This is a genomic window from Methylobacterium sp. E-066, from assembly GCF_022829635.1.
Lineage (GTDB): Bacteria > Pseudomonadota > Alphaproteobacteria > Rhizobiales > Beijerinckiaceae > Methylobacterium.
On record NZ_JAKSYO010000010.1, the window covers coordinates 1 to 16,653 of the forward strand.

At 64.9% G+C, this 16,653-nt stretch carries 22 protein-coding genes and 2 pseudogenes; 17 read left to right on the forward strand and 7 right to left on the reverse strand.

Features of this window, described 5'->3' with window-relative positions; all coding sequences use genetic code 11:
• The first annotated feature begins 281 nt into the window (after nt 1–281).
• On the forward strand, nt 282–782 hold the full coding sequence (locus MKL20_RS00195) for a hypothetical protein (RefSeq protein ID WP_244034995.1): 501 nt from the start codon (nt 282–284) through the stop codon (nt 780–782).
• A 79-nt stretch (nt 783–861) separates the two neighbouring features.
• Nucleotides 862–1,095 (forward strand): hypothetical protein, encoded by a 234-nt coding sequence (locus MKL20_RS00200; RefSeq protein WP_244034996.1) that lies wholly within the window; start codon nt 862–864, stop codon nt 1,093–1,095.
• 4 nt (nt 1,096–1,099) lie between these two features.
• On the opposite strand, the gene MKL20_RS32880 is transcribed toward MKL20_RS00200, so the two are convergent.
• Together MKL20_RS32880 and MKL20_RS00205 are read right to left on the reverse strand one after the other, a co-directional pair.
• Complete coding sequence (locus MKL20_RS32880; protein WP_279594431.1) at nt 1,100–1,222, reverse strand: hypothetical protein; 123 nt, start codon at nt 1,220–1,222, stop codon at nt 1,100–1,102.
• 370 nt (nt 1,223–1,592) lie between these two features.
• Entirely contained in the window at nt 1,593–1,838 is a 246-nt protein-coding gene (locus MKL20_RS00205; RefSeq protein WP_244034997.1) for a hypothetical protein, read from the reverse strand.
• Between the two features lie 135 nt (nt 1,839–1,973).
• On the opposite strand from MKL20_RS00205, the gene MKL20_RS00210 reads away from it, so the two are divergent.
• Nucleotides 1,974–2,162 carry a hypothetical protein gene (locus MKL20_RS00210; protein WP_244034998.1) on the forward strand — a complete coding sequence of 63 codons (189 nt, stop codon included), beginning with the start codon at nt 1,974–1,976 and terminating at the stop codon, nt 2,160–2,162.
• Nucleotides 2,163–2,192: 30 nt separating this feature from the next.
• Here MKL20_RS00210 and MKL20_RS00215 read toward each other — a convergent pair whose 3' ends face one another.
• On the reverse strand, nt 2,193–2,444 hold the full coding sequence (locus tag MKL20_RS00215) for a PilZ domain-containing protein (RefSeq protein WP_244034999.1): 252 nt from the start codon (nt 2,442–2,444) through the stop codon (nt 2,193–2,195).
• A 403-nt stretch (nt 2,445–2,847) separates the two neighbouring features.
• On the opposite strand from MKL20_RS00215, the gene MKL20_RS00220 reads away from it, so the two are divergent.
• The 9 genes from MKL20_RS00220 (at nt 2,848) to MKL20_RS00260 (ending at nt 10,565) form a co-directional block, all read left to right on the forward strand.
• Nucleotides 2,848–3,120 (forward strand): hypothetical protein, encoded by a 273-nt coding sequence (locus MKL20_RS00220; protein WP_244035000.1) that lies wholly within the window; start codon nt 2,848–2,850, stop codon nt 3,118–3,120.
• A complete protein-coding gene (locus MKL20_RS00225; protein ID WP_244035001.1) occupies nt 3,117–4,529 on the forward strand; it encodes a hypothetical protein in 1,413 nt (470 codons plus the stop codon). Before MKL20_RS00220 ends, MKL20_RS00225 begins: the two co-directional genes overlap by 4 nt.
• A 175-nt stretch (nt 4,530–4,704) precedes the next feature.
• Nucleotides 4,705–5,034, forward strand: a complete 330-nt coding sequence (locus MKL20_RS00230; RefSeq protein ID WP_244035002.1) for a hypothetical protein — start codon at nt 4,705–4,707, stop codon at nt 5,032–5,034.
• Nucleotides 5,035–5,162: 128 nt separating this feature from the next.
• The gene (locus tag MKL20_RS00235; protein WP_244035003.1) at nt 5,163–6,071 is read left to right on the forward strand and encodes a hypothetical protein; all 909 of its coding nucleotides are present in this window, start codon (nt 5,163–5,165) and stop codon (nt 6,069–6,071) included.
• A 145-nt stretch (nt 6,072–6,216) separates the two neighbouring features.
• A complete protein-coding gene (locus tag MKL20_RS00240; RefSeq protein ID WP_244035004.1) occupies nt 6,217–6,726 on the forward strand; it encodes a hypothetical protein in 510 nt (169 codons plus the stop codon).
• An 8-nt stretch (nt 6,727–6,734) separates the two neighbouring features.
• On the forward strand, nt 6,735–7,709 hold the full coding sequence (locus MKL20_RS00245) for a hypothetical protein (protein WP_244035005.1): 975 nt from the start codon (nt 6,735–6,737) through the stop codon (nt 7,707–7,709).
• Nucleotides 7,699–7,935, forward strand: a complete 237-nt coding sequence (locus MKL20_RS00250) for a hypothetical protein (protein WP_244035006.1) — start codon at nt 7,699–7,701, stop codon at nt 7,933–7,935. The genes MKL20_RS00245 and MKL20_RS00250 overlap by 11 nt, the downstream gene beginning before the upstream one ends.
• Nucleotides 7,925–8,374, forward strand: a complete 450-nt coding sequence (locus tag MKL20_RS00255) for a hypothetical protein (RefSeq protein ID WP_244035007.1) — start codon at nt 7,925–7,927, stop codon at nt 8,372–8,374. Before MKL20_RS00250 ends, MKL20_RS00255 begins: the two co-directional genes overlap by 11 nt.
• A 190-nt stretch (nt 8,375–8,564) precedes the next feature.
• Nucleotides 8,565–10,565, forward strand: a complete 2,001-nt coding sequence (locus MKL20_RS00260; RefSeq protein ID WP_244035008.1) for a hypothetical protein — start codon at nt 8,565–8,567, stop codon at nt 10,563–10,565.
• 145 nt (nt 10,566–10,710) lie between these two features.
• Here the strand turns inward: MKL20_RS00260 and MKL20_RS00265 are convergent, their stop codons facing one another.
• Complete coding sequence (locus MKL20_RS00265; protein WP_244035009.1) at nt 10,711–11,310, reverse strand: hypothetical protein; 600 nt, start codon at nt 11,308–11,310, stop codon at nt 10,711–10,713.
• An 80-nt stretch (nt 11,311–11,390) separates the two neighbouring features.
• On the opposite strand from MKL20_RS00265, the gene MKL20_RS00270 reads away from it, so the two are divergent.
• From MKL20_RS00270 to MKL20_RS00290, 5 genes are all read left to right on the forward strand, one after another.
• Complete coding sequence (locus MKL20_RS00270) at nt 11,391–11,576, forward strand: hypothetical protein (RefSeq protein ID WP_244035010.1); 186 nt, start codon at nt 11,391–11,393, stop codon at nt 11,574–11,576.
• Between the two features lie 58 nt (nt 11,577–11,634).
• Complete coding sequence (locus tag MKL20_RS00275; RefSeq protein ID WP_244035011.1) at nt 11,635–12,129, forward strand: STAS/SEC14 domain-containing protein; 495 nt, start codon at nt 11,635–11,637, stop codon at nt 12,127–12,129.
• Nucleotides 12,130–12,154: 25 nt separating this feature from the next.
• The gene (locus MKL20_RS00280) at nt 12,155–12,337 is read left to right on the forward strand and encodes a DUF3606 domain-containing protein (RefSeq protein ID WP_092046309.1); all 183 of its coding nucleotides are present in this window, start codon (nt 12,155–12,157) and stop codon (nt 12,335–12,337) included.
• Nucleotides 12,338–12,774: 437 nt separating this feature from the next.
• Entirely contained in the window at nt 12,775–13,089 is a 315-nt protein-coding gene (locus tag MKL20_RS00285; protein WP_244035014.1) for a hypothetical protein, read from the forward strand.
• Nucleotides 13,090–13,739: 650 nt separating this feature from the next.
• Nucleotides 13,740–13,973: a hypothetical protein gene (locus MKL20_RS00290; protein WP_244035012.1), complete on the forward strand. Its 234-nt coding sequence runs from the start codon at nt 13,740–13,742 to the stop codon at nt 13,971–13,973.
• A 262-nt stretch (nt 13,974–14,235) separates the two neighbouring features.
• Here MKL20_RS00290 and MKL20_RS00295 read toward each other — a convergent pair.
• The 3 genes and pseudogenes from MKL20_RS00295 to MKL20_RS00305 all read right to left on the reverse strand — a co-directional run.
• A pseudogene (locus tag MKL20_RS00295) lies at nt 14,236–15,558 on the reverse strand (Y-family DNA polymerase).
• 2 nt (nt 15,559–15,560) lie between these two features.
• A complete protein-coding gene (locus MKL20_RS00300) occupies nt 15,561–16,013 on the reverse strand; it encodes a LexA family protein (RefSeq protein ID WP_244035013.1) in 453 nt (150 codons plus the stop codon).
• A gap of 394 nt (nt 16,014–16,407) precedes the next feature.
• Nucleotides 16,408–16,653, reverse strand: a pseudogene (locus MKL20_RS00305) (hypothetical protein); the annotation flags it as partial.

Sequence of the window (16,653 nt, forward strand, 5' to 3'; positions counted from 1 at the left end):
GCTCAGCACCGCGATCGGCATGATCGGGCGGCCCTTCCACCACACGATGATCACGGGCACGAACAGGCCAAGGGTCGCGATGGTGAGGAGCGCGCAGAATTCGAGGTCGTACAGGTCCATCGAGGGTACGTAGGGGCATTCTCCCGCTCAGCTTCTTCACTCGTGGTGGCACAGTGCCGCTACCATGCCGACCGCTTCGGCCGAGCGCAGGGCCGCACGGGGGCTGGGATGCCTGGCTCCGGCTGAACACCACGGTCTCGCCCAGGACCGCGCAGCTCTACATGCGGATCGCCCGGCACGTCGAAAACGACCCGGCAAAAGCGCAACGCGTTGCGGGTTTGAGCGTGCGGGAAGCGGCGGCCGAGGCGACTGGACCGAAGCGCACGGCGGCGGCGCGCAGGCCCATGTCGTCGGAGGTCGAGCACGATTTCAGTGAGTTGAAGCAGGTCTGGGACGAGGCGAAGGACAACCCCGATTGGCAAGAAGGGGCGGCCCGCGAGCTATTCCGTATTGGCTACATCACTAAGCCGCAGCGGAACGACATCATCCGAGGGGTTTGGGCAAAGCACTACGCTCACCTGACCGATGCCGATCGGAAGGAAGCTGCGAAGCGCGCGGCCGAGATGCTGGTCGAAAAGATTCCGCGGGAAACGCTGCTCAAACTCATCCCGAGGCTTAAGAACGTGCCGGCCAGCGATATCGCGATCGCCATGGGGGACGTGCAGGAGGATCGGCGGCGCAAGGCGCAGTCCAGCGTCCAGCTCCGCGAGCAGCGGCGCTAGAAAAACGAACGGACAGCCAAGGAAGCGTGACAATTGCGATTATCCCGCCGTGAAGCCAGTTGCGTCGGGATCTGCACCAATGTCGGACGAATTCATCCCGTTCTGGAGACTGCTCGTCTCAGCTGAAGAACAGATGCAATGGGGCGAGGAGCCGGAGACGATGGAAGAGGCCGCCCGGGAGTTGGCGAGCCGTCAACCGGGTAGCAGTCTGGCTGAGCGTCTGATGGCTCGGGCCGCCTATATCAGGATGATGCACAACCGCGTCCCCGGTGCTGTCACCCCACCGGCCGCAGAACTTCTGCATCTCCTCTGAGGCGCTACGCGACCTTGTGGTGGATAGCCGTCGCCTTGGCAGGCGTAGCCGTCGCGGTCTTTGCGTGATCGGCGACCTCACGGAGCGCCGCCACCATCGCGTCGGTCTGTTCGTCGAGGATCGTCACGTCCCGAGTGTCCCGGGTGCTGTGCCAGCCGATCAGCAGGCACGCAAACCCGGTCGCTACGCTCGCAACCAGTGGGGCCGTCAGTAGAGCCGCCAATGGGCTGACCGGCGCTAGGACGATGGCCGTCACAAGGCCGCTACCGATCGCTGCCGCTACTAAGAGGATCATCGGAAGCTCGCCCGACATGCGCGGCAGACCCCGTCCACCGACCACCCGTGAACCGCTATGCCCAACCTGTTAACGAGTGGTTAACGGCAAGCTTTAGCGTGAGCATTCGCTTTAGGTTTTTCCCTCAATCCAAGGTTCGAAGAGCATCAACCCTCGTCGGCTCGGCTTCGCGCAGAACCGTTCCGTAGGCCGGCTCGCTTGGTCACGTAGCCAAGTCATCTACCACCGGCACGGCGAAGAATTCGAACGGATCTTCGACGATCCCACCCTGCGCATCCATCGCGTCCGCGCAGTGCTGGCTCTCTATCGGTGTCGAGAGCCGATGGGTGAATGTGGCGTTCGGAGCTTCCGCTCGGGCGGTCTCGATCTGACGCTCAAGATCGCCATCGTGTGTGGCATGGCAGAACATCCAGGGCTCGCCGTCCTTATCGATCGTCACGTAGGCCAAGTTTCACCTCCAGCGTGTTCGGGAGGGGCAACGCGGCAGAACGCGATTAGGCAGCGGGGGGATCGCCGCGGTGACATGCTGCTTGTTCGCGCATAGCCTCAGCATGAGTTCGTAGCCCGCTTCAAGGAATCGCTGGTGTTCGTCCCACCCGATCAGCGATCCGTCCCGCCACCATGGGAGCCGCCGCGGAAACCGTCACGGGATGCCAAGCGGGCCGAGAACGCCGCCGTCACGCTCATCATCCTGATCTCGATCCTCGGGCTGTTCGCACCGATCGCGGGCGGGACGTTGATCGCGGTGGTCGCAGCGCTGTTCAAGCACTGAAAATCCGATCCCGGCCGTTGGCGGCGTGCCTTATTCCATCAGGTCGGTGAGGGCGCCGATCTCGTCAGAGCTTTTCCAGACCGTCTCGCACCCGATCGCCTTCTCGGTCGCGTCGAAGATCAACGTGAACTTGTCCGGAACGCGCTCGGTGCCGTCGAGTCGGACCCGCACGCCCCACTTCGAGATGTCGTGGATCACGCAGGGGATCGCCGCTTCATCGGGCATGGTGATGCGCCCCATCATGTTGATGGACACGCGACGGGCGGCACGCTGATTGTCCATGTGTCACCCAGGCTGCACGACCACGAGCACTATCAGTGGCGGGGTTACAATAGGTTCACAGGTTGCATCGAATTGAGCCTATCGCTGCGAGATATAGAGATCTGAGAGATCGCGCTCGCGCTCCTAATAGCGATTTAAAAATCCCGTGATCAGCCGTTGTCGCTTGATCAAGGCGATAACTTGAACGCGCTTAGACCTATTTATACGTTTAACTACAGTGACTTAGACACCTGCCCGCACTATCTTTGTCCAACAGATGTCCCATAAGGCTGTTGGATCGGTGGCAGATAGCCCCAACATCGCTGCACCAAAGCCGGCACATCGCAGCCGGGTCACGAACGGCTCAGCGCTGCTGACGATCGCAGACGGCCGCTCGGCTTGGGCTCGGCGCATGCGGGACCTCATGGCCCTGCACCTGTCGGACCTTGGCGGCGAAGCGGCGGTGTCCGCGGCAGAGAGGAGCCTGGTCCGCCGGATCGCCACGCTGACCGTAGAGCTAGAGCGGATGGAGGAGCGGTTCGCCAGTGATGGCGAGGCCGACCCCGCTGCCCTGGACCTGTACTCCCGCACCAGCGGCAACCTGCGCCGGCTCCTCGAAGCCCTCGGCCTGCAGCGCCGTGCCCGGGACGTGACGCCTGACCTGCGCGACTACATCGACGCGAGGCCGGCAGCATGAACCTGCTCAAGGCCATGTCCGACCCGAAGCTGTTCGGGCCCTGGTTCAAGGATGCCGAGACGTGGTCTGCTTGGAGGGGCTTCGTGGGCGCCTTGTTTGGGCTGCCGCTGTCTGAGGCCGAGGCGACTACCTACCGGGCCTGTACGGGTCGCTCTGAGGCCCCTGAGGCCGCCGCCACCGAGGCGTGGCTCATCTGCGGGCGCCGCGCCGGCAAGAGCTTCGTGCTGGCCCTGATCGCCGTCTACCTCGCCTGCTTCCGGGACTACCGCCAGTACCTCGCCCCCGGCGAGCGGGCGACCATCTTAATCATCGCCACGGACCGCCGGCAGGCCCGAACCATCTTCCGGTACATCCGCGGCCTGCTGACCGAGGTGCCGATGCTGGCCCGCATGATCGAGCGGGAGACGGCTGACGAGTTCGACCTCACCAACCGCGTCACCATCGAGGTCGGGACCTCCTCCTACCGCGCCGTCCGCGGCCGCACGCTGGCGGCAGCCCTGTGCGACGAGCTGGCGTTCTGGCCCTCTGATACCTCGGCCAGCCCGGACTACGAGATCCTCGACGCCCTGCGCCCGGCCATGGCGACGATCCCGAACGGGATGATGCTGTGCGCCAGCAGCCCCTACGCGCGGCGTGGTGCCCTCTACGATGCCTTCCAGCGCTACCACGGCCGGGACGATGCACCCGCGCTGGTGTGGCGTGCAGCGACCCGCACTATGAACCCCAGCGTGCCGCAGCGTCTGATCGACGAGGCCCTGGAGCGCGACCTGCCCAGCGCCTCGGCCGAGTACCTGGCCGAGTTCAGATCCGACGTTGAGAGCTTCATCACCCGCGAGGTGGTCGAGGCCGCGATCCCGCGTGGTGTTGTCGAGCGGGCCCCGATCACCGGCATCACCTACAGCGCATTCTGTGATCCGTCGGGCGGCGTGTCGGACTCGATGACGATGGCGATCGGCCACCGGGAGAATGAACGGCTGATCCTCGACGCGCTCCGCGAGCGCAAGGCGCCGTTCAGCCCCGAGGCGGCGGTCTCGGAGTTCTCGGACCTACTGAAGCGCTACCAGGTCTCGCAGGTATCGGGCGACCGGTACGGCGGCTCGTGGCCTGCGGAGAGCTTCCAGCGGTACGGGATCACCTACACGCCGGCTGAGAAGCCGAAGAACCAGATCTACGTCGACCTGTTGCCGAGGCTGAACAGCGGCGAAGTCGAGCTGCTCGACGTACCTGTTCTAATCACGCAGCTCGTGATGCTGGAGCGGCGCACGGCCCGCGGCGGCCGGGACAGCATCGATCATGCGCCGGGCGCCCACGACGACGTGGCGAACGCCGCTGCCGGTGTGTTGGTGAGCCTGCAGAAGCAGCCCGGAGACTACGACCCCGGCATGTGGGCGAGGCTGCTCGATGGCTAGCGCGACCACCAGCCCCGTTGCGGCCAACCTCATTCGCCGGATCGAGCGACGGCCTTCCTGTCCCGTCGTTTGGTGCGAAGCCCGGCAGTCGAGCATGGGGTTCTCCGACCCGTTGCTCCTGCCGGGCGAGCCCATCCTGCCCATCACTTCACCTACCGCTTGAGGAGCATCTGAGATGCGGAGCAGCACCATCGACATCGCGATCCCGACACGAGACGCAGCGCCCCGACGTAGGCAGCCATCGGGTACTCAGAAGCTCAAGCGCGTGCTCGACAGCATCCACAGCAGCCTCGACACGCTGAAGGCTGCCACTGATCGGGTTGCTGAACGCAAGGCGCTCGCCGACGCCCGCGCGTATCTCACCAACCCGCCGCCCGAAGTGCAGGCCGTCCGTGATCGCGCCGCCTTCGACCAGGCGTGGCGCGACCGCGCTGAGCGCCAGCGCCAGCAGAACAAGGCCCGGCAGGAAGCGGCCGATAAGTTTTACGGAAGGACCACCCGATGAGCAGCCCCATCCACGAATTCGCCCCGCAAGTTCCACGCTTCAACAGCGCCGCACCGGCTGCCGACGTTGACCGTCGTGACCATTCTCGGGCTGCAGTCCCCGTGCCGGCCGCTGCCCCTGCGCCTGCCGTGGATCGGACGCTCTACCAGCTGACCGACGCCCGGGTGACGGTGTTGCCGACGCGGACCAGCACCGCACCTGTCCTGCGGGAGGCGCCCCGCAACCACGGCGAGCTCAACGCCTTCCTGGCCGAGCGGGCCCGGGTGGATGTGTCCCGCCCGCCTGCCGAGCTTTCCCTTGCCGCTCAGACCGGATCGGCACTGGCGGTGCTCGACGCCCATCAGCAGTCCGCCGGCCCGGCGCCCGAAATGCCGGCTCTGGAGGTCGAGGCGCGCGCCAGGCTCCGAGATGCCCTGAACTGCCGCGCGGGCGCCCGTGAGGCTGTCACTGCGAAGGAAGCGGCGTTGTCGAACGCCAAGGCGGTCGAGCATGAGGCCATCCTCGCCGAAAGCCGTGGTCGCCTCGCCGAACTGGACGGCGGCGACGAGTTGGCCCGCCGGATCACCGAGTGGTCGGAGCGGGGCGGCGAGCAGCCCGACCTCGCTCCCGATCCGGCGAGCCTCGATGCCCGTCATGAGCGTGATCGCGCCCGGGTGAAGGCTGCTGCCGCCCGGCAGGCCGTGGCCGCGATCGGCGAGGTGCTGGCCGGCAAGCGCCACGCCCTTGCCGAGGCAGAGACTCAGGTTCAGGCCGCAGCCCGGGGCGTGATCGAGGCGGTGGCCGAGGATATCGCCACCGAGGGTCGGAAGGCCGGCGCCATCCATCGCCGCGCTGAGCTGGCCGCCCATGCGCTTCAGCGGATGCACGGCGGGGCAGGGGTCTCGGTCTACCGGCTGAAGCCCGAGACGGCCGAACTCGCCAAGACCTTCACTGGCTTCCGTACCAACGAGCCGACCGACCTCCTGTCGCGCGCCACGACGACGTGGCTCGGCTTCCAGCGGGCGCTGGAGACGGATGCAGACGCTGCGCTCGGGTAGGTCCTCCCCTGGTGCGGTTCCCGGCTTCCATGGGTCGGGCACGACAAGGCGGTGAGTGTCGTGAACCAACAACCCCGTCAGCCGGCGCGGTCCCGTCTCGGAGCCGGCGCCGGCAACCCACAAGCCAACCCTCGCTGACGGTGCTATGGCTATCACATCCAAGCTCACGGTCACGCCCGGTAAGCTCGACCCGTTCGCGCGGTCGGTGCTGCGCGAACTGTCGAAACGGGTTTTGGTCGGCATCCCTGCTGACAGCATGCACCCGGCTGAGAAGAGCGAGACACCGATCGGCAATTCCGCGCTGGGCTACCGCTTAGAGACCGGCGACCCGGAGAAGAACCTGCCCGCCCGCCCGCACCTTGTGCCGGGTATCAAGAGCATTCGAGAGCAGATCGCCGCCCGGCTGAAGAAGGCGGCTGAGCAGGCATTCCTCGGCGATCTCGACGCGCCGGAGAAAGCGCTCAACGTCATCGGCTTGATGGGCGTGAGCGCGGTGCAGGAACAGATCACGGAGGGTGCCTTCGCTCCCCTGACCGAGCGCACGATCAAAGCCCGTATCCGGCGCGGGCGGACAGGCACAAAACCTCTCATCGACACGGGCAGCTACCGCCGTTCCTTCACCTACACCATCACCCGCGGCAACATCGGTGGGTAAAGGCAGCGATGTCTGAACAATACCTGCGCAACATGTCCGTCGAGATCGAGGGCGGCGCGACCTGGACCTACCGCGGTGACGAGAACGGCGGGCAGGGCCTGCGCATGACGTTCGAGATCACCATGAAGGACACCAGCACGCCGAACGTCGCGCGCATCGGTATCTACAATCTGAAAGACAGCAGCACGCAGTCGGCGTTTTTCGTCGGTAAGCGGGTGAAGGTCAGCGCCGGCTATGTAACCGGGCAGTCCTATGTGTTGTTTGACGGCGAGATCCGGCAGGCTCGGAACCTACGCACCGACGTGACCGACAAGGTGCTGGCGATCCTCGCCACCGATGGCAGCACGCCGCGCAACTACGCGGTCGTCAACAAAACCCTCTCGGCCGGACACACGCACAACGACCGTGTCATGGCGTGCTTTGAGCCGATGAAGGCGCTCGGGATTGGCCTTGGCTTCATCGACACCGCGGCCCTGTCGAAGGTCAAGTTTTCACGCGGCGCCGCTCTGTTCGGCAACGTGAAGGACCACCTACGCCAGATCTGCGCGGCCACCCGCACGTCGTGGTCAATTCAAAAGGGTAAGCTTCAAGTTCTCGGGAATGACAAGGCTTTGCCCGGCGGCGAGATCGTCCTGAACAGCCGCACCGGTCTCGTGGGCATGCCGATCCAGACGATCCAAGGCATTGAGGGCGTCGCGCTGCTCAACGGAAATATAGTCCCCGGCTGTGTGGTGCGGATCGATCAGAAGTCCATTCAGCAGGCCGAGTATGATCCCAGCATCACCGGCGAACCAAACAATAAACTTCTGAACCAATTCGGCATCTCTAGCGATGGACGTTACAAAGTTTTCTATGTCGGTCACGTCGGCGATAGTCGTGGTGAGTCATTTTTCACAAATTTCATTTGCGTTCGGCTGGATGCTTTGTCCTCGTCCTACGCTCTATCCTCGCGCGGCATTGGGAGCCCAACCAATGGACAATGATAATAATTTGGACCCTCAAGTTTTCTACGGCGCGATGAACGGCGCCCGCGCCGGCTTGGCGCACTTCGGTATTTCGGCCGATGACGAGATCTGCACACAGGTCGCCGTCATGGTCCTGACGGGATTTGCGATGTGCCGGGGCCTTGAGCCGGAAAGCTTGGAACGGCTCCGCGACATCACCCTGCGGGCCTGGGAAGCATCGGAGAAGCTCAGCCATGACGCCTGAATTCGAGATTGCCGGCAACCGCTACCGTTTCGACCGGATGCCGGCCCAGATGGAAACCCGCATCCTGCGCCGGTTCGCCCCGCTGATCGCCGAAGCCCTGCCGCTCGTGCTGGCGCCCGGCTCGCGCATCGCCATTCGGCAAAACCTCGACGTGCCGAAGGTGTTGCAGACGATCTTCCGGGCCTGGGGCAAGCTGACGGACGACGACACGGACCTGATCGAGCGGGCCAGCGGCGCGAGCCTGACGCGCGAGCAGGGCGGCGAATGGCTGCCGGTCTGGCCCAAGGGCGATCCCGAACCCGCCTTCGCCGACATCGATGGCGCAACGCTAGAGCACATGGTCGGCTATGCGCTCGGCTTCACAGTGAAGCGGTGGCTGGACGGCGGCGGCGACAAGGTGCCGGCCGAGATCCGCGCCGTCATGCACAAGCTACACTAGGGGGTCGATTATGGATGATTGGCTGAAATCCTTTTCCGTCGCGCTCGGCTTTCAGGTCGATACCGGCTCGCTCAACACCGCCAAGAAGTCGATCGCTGACTACGAGGCCGCCGTGAAGGCCGCCGAGAAGCGGATCGAGGATGCCCGCTGGGCCGGTGCGAAGACCGAGCAGGACATCGCCAAGCTCACGATGGAGACGAACCTCAAGGAGGCGCGGGCAGCCCTTGCTGCCGCCGAGCAGAAGGAGAAGGCCGAGCAGGAGGCGACCCGGAAGCGGGAGGCTCGGCACAAGGATTTCATGGCCGGCATGTCGAGGTTGGCGCTAGCCGCCACCGCCATGGCGACCGCCGTGAGCTACGCCACGAACCGGGTGACGAAGGCGTTCGATCACCTCGGGTTCGTGTCGGCCCGGACGGGCGCCTCCGTTCAGAGCCTGAATTCGCTCAGCTACGCCTTCAAGCAGGTTGGTGGCAGTTCGGAGCAGGCAGTCAGCTTCGTCGAGAACTTCGCGAAGGCCATCCGCGAGAACAGCGGGGTTAAGAGCTACGTCCAGAGCCTGGGCGTGGACATGACCAAGGACGCGGCCGATCAGGCGCTCGACACCGTTCGGGCACTCAACAAGCACCCCTACGATGTCGGCTTCCGCGAGGCCGGGTTGGCCGGCATCTCGGAGGAAAACTACAAGCTTGTTACCGACTACATAAAGAAGCTCGATGAGTACCGCGCCGAGTACGACGCCACGACCAAGTCGCTCGGGGTCAACAGCAAGGAAGCCGCCGACGCCTCGATGGCGTTCCAGCGCACGCTGACACGCCTACAGGCGACGGTGTCTGCGCTCGGCGACAAGCTAATGGTCAGCCTCGCCCCGGCCCTGGAAGCCATCGTCAAGCGGTTTCAGGATTGGATCTCGGCCAATCCCGAGAAGGTCGAACACATCATGACCGGCATCTCAAATGCCGTGGTGTGGCTCGCCGAAAAGCTCGGCGCCATGGTGACGTGGTTCGCCGGCAATGAAGGCGACGCGTTCATGAAGCGCTGGGATGCGTTCGCCGACCGCGTCAAAAGCATCGCGAATGCGTTCGAGACGATCTTCGGCGTCCTGAAAAAGATTGCCGGCGTCACCCACCTCTCAACGATCCTCGGTGCCTACGACAAGACCATCGGTGGCATCATGGCTGGGCCGGCTGCCTTTGAGAAGGCGAACGGAGGCCCGGGGGTCGTCATCGGCTCGGGCGGGCCTGTTGGCCCGGTGAGGGATGATCGCTCTCTATATGAGCGGTTCGCTCCAAAATCCTGGGGCGGCAAGCCAGACCCGAACGCGCCTGCGGATCCTCGTGGCGGCCTTCGTGCCCGTGCGGCACGTGCGATGCGCGGCGATCAGTCCGGCGGCGTGGCGGCCAATCCGGGCGCCTACAAAGACGTGCTGGATCACATCGCTCGATCGGAGGGCACCGCGAAGTATCCCAATGGCGGGTATGACACCTCCCTCGGCTATGGCCGCTACCTGCCCGGGCGCCAGGAACAGAAGCTCACCACCAAGACGCTCGACGAAATCCTAGCGCTCGGCAACTACATGCGCCGCCAGCCGGGGAACCCAAACTCCTCGGCGATGGGCAGGTACCAGATCGTCGGTGACACCCTGCGCGATCAGATGCGCAAGCTCGGGCTGAAGAGCACCGACCTGTTCGATGAGAAGACGCAGGACCGGATCGGGGCGAACCTCGCCCGGCAGCGCGGAGCCAACTCGACCGGGTTGCGGAACGAGTGGGCCTCGCTGGTCGGCGCCAACAACCGGATCGCCGTCGAGCTGATGCAGAAGGTCGATCCGAAGGCCTCCACCGTGCCGCTGGATCGGGTCGCTCAGTCCTCCATCCAAGTCACCTCACCCAAGATCGAGGTGAAGGGTGCGGACGGATCGAGCGCCGCCCCACAAATCCACGTTCCAGGCCTGCCGAAGATGATGCAGATGCCGGACTTCAACGTGGCCGACTACATGAAGCCGCTGTCGCCCGGCGCGAACTCGGTGGTGAACAACGGCGGCAGCACCAGCAAGTCGGTGAACCAGACATTCAACCAGACCACCACGATCAACGGCGCCGAGAACCCGCGCCAGGCCGCCCGGATCATGGAGAGCGCGTTCGGCAACATGCACAGCTTGGCGCTGCAGAACGCTCAGTCCGCGACTGTGTAGGTGTTCGTTGTATCGGCCTCGCACCTTCGTGACGTGACACAGACGTGTGCGGCAGTACGGTCGCGGCGTCGACTCCCCCGAGCCGACAAACCAACCTTCAACCCGCCCGGCCGGAGTGCCGTGGCGGGCTTTTCGTGCGGTCAGTTCACTCAGCCATCCGGTAGCAGACCTCGCGGTCTCCGAGGTCGCGAACCGTCCCCCGCTGGAACGCGGTACCCGTCCAGATTAACTCTTCCTGCTGGCAGCGTTCTTCAGAAACCCACCTCGCAGAAACGAGCCGACTATCGACGCGGTACTGAAGATCGAGCGACAGATTGTCTTCGCCGCCAAGCGGGAAGTTGAGCACGCGGCCGGTTCGAAGATCCACAACTGGTACGAAACTACAGCTGCTCCCGCAGCCGATCTGCGTCATCGCGAGGTAGCCGGCGAAGTTCGGCCCAGACTTCGCCCCAGCCATGATGCGGGTCCGGTACGTAGCATGTTCGCGATCACGGCCCCGAAAATCGGGGAGGTTGATTGCGCCTCGGTACGGGTCGGCAGCATAGGCCGCAAAATCGGGGACCTTCGGCTTCGATGCGTTGGCAGGGGCTTTCTGCGGCGAGGGCTTGGAAACATCATCGAAGCACCGCAAGCGGAGCAAAGAGTCCTTCACGTCCCGGCACGCAGCGATGTCGGCAGCCCCTTGTGCTTGGACGTTCGCCGCAGGCACGGTTGCTAGGATCAAGGCGGCGAGGGCGTAGCGCATCCCGGCAAAATGGTCTCGGTGAGCGTAGCTGTCGAGATGCCCAGGTTGTTGAGCCAGACCCTCACGGCTACAGCCCGCCGATGTCCGACAAGCTCAACGCCCTCCTCGAACGCCTGAAGGCGCACCAGCGCACGCTCATCCTGGCGATGGCCGAACACGATGGGCTGCCAGCCGGGAGCGCGCTTCGCCAGGTCGCTGAGTTGGAGAACGTCATCGCCGCGGTCGAGGCTGTTGCGGATGAGGAGCGGGGTCGGGCGCGGGGATAGGCAGGACTGGATCTGAGCGCCATCCTTACCCGGGGCGATGGCCGAGGTGACCTCGACCATGGGTGCCGACGATGACCCTCAGGATCAAACCCAAGCGACGCGCTGTTTCCGACCATCACGCGTAGAGATAGCGATGGAGTCCTTCATGACCGCAGCACCTGACGGATCGGTGATCCAGCGCGATGCGCCACGCGCCGATCTCCTGGCCTTCGAGATCAAGGACAGGATCACCAAGCCGGATATCGAATGGATGTCCTCAATCGCTGACGAGGCGATGAAGGTCCACGGCACGATCGACATGCTGCTGATCATGTCGAACTACGAGGGCTCGGACCTCGGGGCTCGGTTCGACGGCTACGCCAGCACGGTTATGGCCCGCTCGGTTGCGCACATCCGGAAGTACGTCGTGGTCGGCGCGCCGTTGTTCGCCCGCGCCATGATTACGCTGTCCGGAACGGTCATGCCGGTCGAGACCAAGACGTTCGATCTCTCCGACGAGGCCGCGGCCTGGGCGTACCTCGCAGAGGCTGGACCGGCTGCCGCGCAATCCTGAGCGGGCTGATTGGAGATCGAGGCGAATGGCTGGCCTGAAGGACAAGCGCGGCTTCATCGACAAAGATCGCCTCGACCTTTCCGAGCGGAAGGCCGTGGAATTTTGGATGAAGCGCTGGGGCGTGACACGCGATCAGTTGGTAACAGCCCACCGCAAGGTCGGTCTGATGACCAAAGACATCGCCGCGGAGTTGGGAAAGAAGCGGTGATAGTCCTACCATTTGCCATCCTGGTGCGACGGCCGCCTTCCTGAAGGACGAGAACGCCGAGCTGTGGGGTTAACGAGGATGTCAGGCTTGGCGGGCGCGAGATCGTTGAAGGTCCGTTAACACGCGCCTGGCGGTCGCTACCGATGGTGGCCGCCAGTGGTGCGCGGTAATGCTACAGCGTCGCTGCGGCCCCGTTGGACATGTGAGGCCGAACGGCAGGCGGACCGAGCCCATGTCCCTGGCGGCTCGGTCCGCGCCTTGAGATCATGGTCGGGATTGTCCCCTTGTGAGCTGGCCTTCCAGCAGGGCTTCATTAACGACCCACGTCCACCCTGACCTTGGCCGTTGATCGGGCGACCGCACCGGGCAGCCCCGGTGGATGCGGCTCCGCGTAGCAACAGAGCGCGGGGCCGCCTGCACATCGTGAAGGTCGGATGATGCGTGGATATCTGAAGACTGTCGGCACGGCCGCCCTGGCGGCCGTTGTCCTGTGTGGCGCTCAGCCATTTGCACAGGCCCGTGACGGCATTGGCGTCGGTGGTGCCGCTGCACTCGGCCTGCTCGGGGGCGTCGTCGCCGGCAGCGCGATCGCCTCGGCGAACAACGGGTACTATCCCGGCCGCCCGGTCTACCGTGCGCCCGCCCCAGTCTACGTCGAGGAGGACGTGGGCCCGGTGTGCCACTTCGAGCGGCGTGGCTACATCGACCCCTACGGTGACGAGCACATCCGCCGCGTCCGCGTCTGCCAGTAAGCTGAGCTCAAACACCGGGCGTTCGCTTTTCGTACCGGGTGTGCTTCCGTTGCGGCAGCCGTCGCCTTACGGCTCAGCTACAGTGCGAGCGTCTCCTTGAGGCGCTTCCATGCTCATCCCCGTACTCACTATTCGTCGCCTTGCTCTCGTCGGGTTGATGCTCGTCAGCCTTGTAGTGCTGGCAGATAGCGCTGCCCATAACGAGCTACAGCAGGCTATGGGCGACATGGCGTTTGTCATGTCCGGCGGCGCGTCCGGGGAATAACCGTGCGGCACAGATCCGGGGCGCGGTCTTCCTCGTAGCACTCGACAGAGCTGGGCCGATCTCGGTCCTAGCAGCCGAGCCGGCCCACTTGCCAGCCGTAGAAGGCTTGGCGGCGTTCATCTAGACCGAAGCTACCGCGCGCCGCCTGCAGTCGTACCCCAGGATCACACACCGCGGCTTCCCCAGCTTTCGTGCGGATGCCACGCATCGCTTTTTCGTCTTCGTGCGTTTCCTCTAGCAACCGTCTGAACTCAGCGGATGAGATGAGGGGACGGGGGCGGCAATGCTACGCGGCGGATTGCTATGGCTGATCGGAATACCGCTGCCGATCATTCTATTGCTATGGTTCTTTGGTGTGTTTCACTGAAATAGGGTGCATGCGGACATGTCCTACACGGTCGAAATCACGATTGCTGAGCCTGCCTCGTCCGATGAAGAGGTAGAGACGCGCATGTATCAACTGCCCGACCCCTACGAGACGGTAGCGAGCGCTAGAGAGGCTGCTGCCGCGCACATCGCCGGCCTCGACCTAGAGCCAGCGGTGGTGATCTACAGTGTGTTCGATCGCGAGGGCTTCACTGTTGCCTCCAGTGTCGATGAGTTGGCCGAGGCCGGGTGACGACGCCTTGGGCCTGCGAGTTCGGCGTCCTCCGATCACGACTGGACACAAAAAAGGCCACTCCCGAAGGAGCGGCCCGAAGTCTTGGGAGGAAACGCCCTTGGGAGGGCTGCGGAACCGCGACGCCATCGCCGTTCCACAACACCAAGCTATGCACCAGCAGTGCAGCGAACAACCGCCCATAGGTTGTGGCTCGCGCATAAGGGGCGCTGCTTCTCCTCTCAGGTGCGCTTTCACACCATGGCTTGGTCGTCCCCTACCTTCAGGCGTGGGCCACCGGCAGTTCGCCCACCTGGGTGGTGTAGCGCGGGGTGCGCATCTCAAACTTCGTGTCCCACCCCCGCTTGGCTACCAGCCCCGCACGGGCTGGGACCACCGAACCACGGCCCCAGCGCGAGTTGCAGGCGTCCATCGCCGCCATGAGCGGGCCAGACCGCTCCCGGTCCATCGCGCCGATCAGCGCCCGCGGGCTATGGGACAGGGGTACGAGGTCGTTCGTGACGATGCCGGCCTTGGAGTACCGCCACGGCCGATCGCCGGGCTCGCGCCAAGTCATGGCCACGCCGTGCTGAGCCGCCTTGATCAGCGCCAGCGTGTCCGAGGTGTGCTCGGGCAGCGTGACCGTGGTCGAAACCGAGCGCATCGGTGCGTCCCGGTCGTGCTCGCTGGTATGGTAGAAGACCGTGACGTGGTTGGTTGCCAGCCCCTCGCGCCGCAGCTTCTCACCCAGGCGTGTCGCGTGGGCGGAGACCGCCTCCTCCAGCGTAGCGCGGTCCTCGACCCGGCCGGAGAACGAGCGGGTGACCGCGCAGCCCTTTCGCCGGGCCGGGACCATCTCCAGCGGCAGGCAGGCCAGCCCGCGCAGCTCGTGGATGATGCGCTCACCCACCACCGTCAGGCCCTTGCGCACCGGTCTGGGATCGAGATCGCGCAAATCCGCCACGCTCTCGACGCCCATCGCCTCCAGCTTGGCCAGCGAGGCGCGGCCGATGCCCCAGACCTCGGCGACGTCGATCCGGCAGAGCCAGTGCGCGTAGGCAGTCGGGTCAGTTAGATCGCACGCGCCCTGCAGGTCGTGCACGGTCTTGGCGATGTGGTTGGCCAGCTTCGCCAGCGTCTTGGTGGGGCCGATCCCAACGCACGTAGGGATCCCCGTCCAGGCCCGCACGGTGGCGCGCAGATCCCGCGCGAGTTCCACCCGTAGGCCTGGCGCCACGTCCGAGAGGTTCAGGAAGCTCTCGTCGATGGAGTAGATCTCCACCTGCGGGCTGAACTACCGGTAGACCGCGTTGGTGCGGCCGCTCATGTCGCCGTAGAGCGTGTAGTTCGAGGAGAACACCCGCACGCCCTGCCGCCGGCATATCTCGCGGATCTTGAAGTAGGGATCGCCCATCGTGATGCCGAGTGCCTTGGCCTCACTGGTCCGGGCGATGGCGCAGCCGTCGTTGTTCAAGAGCACGATCACCGGTACCGCGGCGAGCTTCGGATCGAACACCCGCTCGCACGAGCAGTAGAAGCTGTTGCCGTCGATCAGCGCCACCGCCCGGCCGCCGCCGATCCGATCGCGCAGACGCGGCGCCTGCATGCTCACGACAGTCGGCCCCGGGCGACGTGCCAGCGGATCGAGAACCGCACCACCCCCCAGATCAGGCCCTCTCCCAGCTCGTCGACTGCGAAGGCGGGCAGCTCCGGGCTGCAGAACGCCAGCCGGGCGACGTTGCCGTCGATCACCAGGCGCTTGCAGCTCATCTCTCCGTCGACCGCCGCGACGACGATGCTGCCGTGGGACGGCTTGAGGCTGCGGTCGACGCAGGCGAGATCCCGGTCATAGATCCCGGCCCCCTCCATGGACGAGCCGGAGATCCGCCACAGAAAGGTGGCGGGTGGGTTTAGCACGAGCCAGCGCGGCAGCTCCAGCGCGCCTTCCAGGAAGTCGTCGGCCGGCGACGGGAAGCCCGCGCACAGGGCCTGCCCGATCAAGGGGACCCGCACAGCGTCGGGACTCTGGATCAACAGCTCGTCGACCCGATTTAGATGCACCTGCCCCTCCGCCGCATGAGAACAAATGCGAACAGACCCGATGCGAGGTCTCGGTTCAACGGATGATCGCAGAGGGCAAGAATTGGCGGTGAAGTGCTGTGGATGGTGCCGAAGAAACAGAATGGCGTCAGTTACTTCTGGCTACCGATCGCTGCGAACGCGCCCGTCTTCGGGCCTGCATCAGGGCGTCGGCGGCCGTATCACCACGACCGCGGGCGGGCTGACGATCCACTTCGGCGCCGTCGTCTGACGCGACAGGTCCGGCTGCGGAAGTGTGTGGTGCGTCGCGTAGACGACGTCAGGGCCAAACCGAACCAGTACGATCAGGGCGATGAGGGCTGTACGCATGGTAAGCCAACGACCGAGATCGGCGAGGGCTCCCATCGGAGCTGCATCAACCGGCCTTCGCCTTGAACTCCCAGATCGGCGGGCCCCACACCTTGCCCGGCGTGTTCCGGTAGGCCGCAGTCCGCTCGAACACGACCCGATCCGCCTCGACCGCCTGCGCCTTCTTGCCGGCGACCATCAGCGCGCCGCAGTAGTCGACCCGGAGCGTGCCGTGCTCGGGATGGACGCCGAACAACTGCGGTGCCGTCCAGCCCAGACCATGCGCCTCAGTGCCGAACCGGGTGCAGAAGTC